This window comes from Aerococcus sp. L_32 (genome assembly GCF_050689315.1).
The window spans coordinates 1-3,414 of sequence record NZ_JBOEQF010000229.1; the positions used below are offsets into that span (position 1 = coordinate 1).

A 3,414-nucleotide genomic window follows, 5' to 3' on the forward strand; every position below is an offset into this window, starting at 1 on the left:
ATGAATGTAGTTATAAACAGTAGGACCACATACATACATTGAAATATTTCCTGGCACTAATGGTTTAAACTCTTCCTTCTGATTGGTTAATGTATTATAAATTTTTAACATAATTTTGCCCTTCCTCTTATACACTTAGTACAATAGCTATGAATATCATATGAAACTATAAAGATAGTAGCTTTTAACGATAGCTTTTTATTTACTACTGATTTTAACACAGTTACTACTTTATTAATAATAACTAAACACTCAAACCTAATTTTATCTAAGAATATCAGTACTATAGTTATATCTATCTGATTATCATAATTTGAAGTATATAACCAAAAGAAAAGCAGATAGTGCTAGCCTTATTTGCTAGCACTATCTGCTTTAGGTATATTTTTACTTAATTATTATATATATGCTAGTCTACGATTTTTTTTAATTCATCACCAATTCGTTTTACTATGCCAGTTACTAAGGCATTACCCATAAAGAACATTCTCATGCGTTCAGAGACTTCAACTACTTCACCATTGTCTAGTTGTTTAAACTTCGTCCAATCATCTGGGAAATCTTGTAATCTTTCTGCTTCAATCGGCGTGATTAATCGATAACGGTTATTGATTTTTAGTAGATGCGTTGAACGATTAACCGTTCCTTCAGAAGTCAGCATTGTTCTACCAGGTAACTCTAGACTATCCGTTTCACTCATACCACCTTCAGAATAAACATACTTATGTCCTTCTGCAGAGGTTCTCTCTAATCGTTTAGGTCCTCTTAAGTATTTGAATTTTTCTAACTTTTCACCTTCAATATAATACTTCTCTGGAACAGTGTTCTCTGGGACAATAATATCTTTAAATGGAATTGGGTTTTCGTCACCAAGTGGTTCTGTATCCGCGGAATAATAAACACCATGGCGCATGATTCCTGTATTCCAGAACTTACCATCCGCGTAATTATCAGAAACGTCCTTAATATCACTCGCTAAATGGTTAGACATGGTCCGATTCTTAATTGGCTCTTGCTTGATAGGAAATTGTCTAGCGAATAAACCATCATTGAAAATATACTCTGCATAGGTATCAAAGTCTTTTTCATCAATTAGATTTGTTTCTGATGACTGCTCATATTTTGCATCTATTTTCTTAGCAAAGGCAGTATCATTTCGATATACGAAGAAGAATACACGACGTCTACGCTGTGCGCGTCCATATTCAGCTGCGTTGATTACACGCCACTCTACTGAGTAACCCAGTTCATTAAATGAAGCTAACATAACGGCAAAATCTCGACCACGTTGACTTGTGGGTGCTTTTAATAGTCTATCAACATTCTCTAACACTAAGTACTCAGGTTGAATAATTTCTGTTGCTCTAATGATTTCCCAGAACAGGACACCTTTCTTTCCTTCAATACCCAATTCATTTTTTCTTGAACGAGCTACAGAATAATCTTGGCATGGGAAGCCACCAACAATCATGTTGACACCATTTTGTTTCATTTCTTCAAACTTTTCGTCTGGAATTAAAGCAACATCTGTTGGGATATGTTCAATTTCTGGGAAACGATAAACACCGACTTCATATGCGTCTTGTGATTTTTTTGAGGGTTCATATTGGTTTGAATAGGTAGTTTGGAATAGTTCACTATCAGCATTATTGAAACCAATGGTGAAACCTCCTACACCATCAAACATTGAAAAAATTTTCATTAAATCTCCCTCTCCACGAACATACTTTCGTATATTATAATATACTCCAAGAAAAAGATCAAGCCTAAAGCTTGATCTAATCTTTCACGATTTCAGCAATATACTCTTTGTTGAGCCAGAAAGCCTGCTTGGTAATTTCTTGACCATCTGGTAACTGAACTTTGTCTTTACCATCCCTGGCTTTTGGACGAATATGGGTTACATAGTTTTCTTTGGCAGACGGTAAATTATTAGATATACCTCTAGAGCTGACGGTTAATTCTACCCCATCTTTTAATACTTTTCTACCCCGGCGCCACATTAATCCAACTTCATTACGAATCGTCTGTTCAGGCATGTTCCATAATACTATCTTTTTAAAATAAGGGATTCTATCGGGATTTTCCTTAAGCGTTTCACGATATTGAAATACAATGAATAGAAATTTAGTTTCTTCAAATTTTTGATAGAATTGAGATTCCTCAAATGAATCATTCAACCATGCATCAAAATCGACGTTTTCAAAAGACATATGCTCCTTAGGCATATTATTCGGTTCCAGCCTAATTGTTTTAAATTGAATATTTGCTTTTGAAAATTCTTCTATGTTATCTAACTTAGTACCTGTAATCCCAAGAATTCTACTAATCATGTTTGCGATGGTAGATTTATTTTTAGGATTGATTTCATAATTAATCTTTTGACTAATTTCTCGCATATCTAATCCTACGTAAGGTGCAAATCGCTCTTGTAGAATAGTCTCCAAGGATTTTTTAGCTAATTCCTCTTTACTAGCAAACGAGACGATATTCTCTTGCTTTATATATTTTCTAACTAAAGTCGTCATATACGAAGCTTTTAAAGAAAATGCACGCTGCATCGCGGGGACATCAGAAAACGGCTGTTGTCTTAATGAATTTTTGTTAGCGCCTTTCGTACAAGCACCTAGATACATGGTATCACCTTCGGATAATTCTTCTGCTTTCCCTGCACGGATTTTTCCTACAATGATTTCCCAGTCATTTTTGATAATCTCTAAGTCATCTTCAGGATAGGTGTACAAAATGGACTTAAGTATTCGGTAATCTCCTCGATCTAATTCTTTATCCCAAAAATAGAACATCATTAATATGGTTTCATTTTTACGCCAAAATGAAGACGTCTCAAAAGTATAATTTACTTCTTTAATATAATTGATAATATTTAATACCAACCGTTCCTTAGCCGCAAATGATTTATTTTTATTCTGTTTAACTGGGGTGGCTTTCAGCTCAACCCCTAAATCACCAAAGTCTGCTTCACTTGTAGAATTGATAGCATAACCAAATAAACCTTCTTCAATTATTTGACCGATACCACCTTTATTCCCTTTTGATGCTAGCCGGTTATTAACATCAAATTCTTTAATTCTCATACCCTCAGCGCTTTTAGCGACTGCGATTAATTCATCAACGGTTTCAATTTTCATATTAACTCAACCTTCTTATATTATGTGAATTGCTTATTAAAATTTTTTCCTCTTTATAGTTTTATGTTTAATAGCTAATTCTTTGAGCTTAGTTTTTCTAATAACTAAATTAACAGGTTCTTCATGAAGTCGGTTCGTATATTTCAGCCATGCCTTACTATCACTTTTTTCTAAATTTAATCTATCTATATTATTCTCATGGAAAGTACTTATCAAATCAGTTGCTTTTTTTTCAAAATTATCTTTAGTAATACCTATACTCGAC

At 33.7% G+C, this 3,414-nt stretch carries 3 protein-coding genes; all 3 read right to left on the minus strand.

Features of this window, described 5'->3' with window-relative positions; translation table 11 throughout:
• Positions 1-409 precede the first annotated feature (409 nt).
• Entirely contained in the window at positions 410-1,702 is a 1,293-nt protein-coding gene (gene dcm, locus ACRCJ0_RS10890) for a DNA (cytosine-5-)-methyltransferase (protein ID WP_059349299.1), read from the minus strand.
• A 76-nt stretch (positions 1,703-1,778) separates the two neighbouring features.
• Positions 1,779-3,149, minus strand: a complete 1,371-nt coding sequence (locus ACRCJ0_RS10895; RefSeq protein WP_431390452.1) for a Sau3AI family type II restriction endonuclease — start codon at positions 3,147-3,149, stop codon at positions 1,779-1,781.
• Positions 3,150-3,185: 36 nt separating this feature from the next.
• The coding region (locus tag ACRCJ0_RS10900; protein WP_431390453.1) for a hypothetical protein at positions 3,186-3,414 on the minus strand (229 nt) is incomplete at its 5' end.

Coding starts and splice junctions, on each gene's coding strand:
- dcm (WP_059349299.1), bottom strand. CDS start 1,702: ATGAAAATTTTTTCAATGTTTGATGGTGTAGGAGGTTTCACCATTGGT.
- ACRCJ0_RS10895 (WP_431390452.1), bottom strand. CDS start 3,149: ATGAAAATTGAAACCGTTGATGAATTAATCGCAGTCGCTAAAAGCGCT.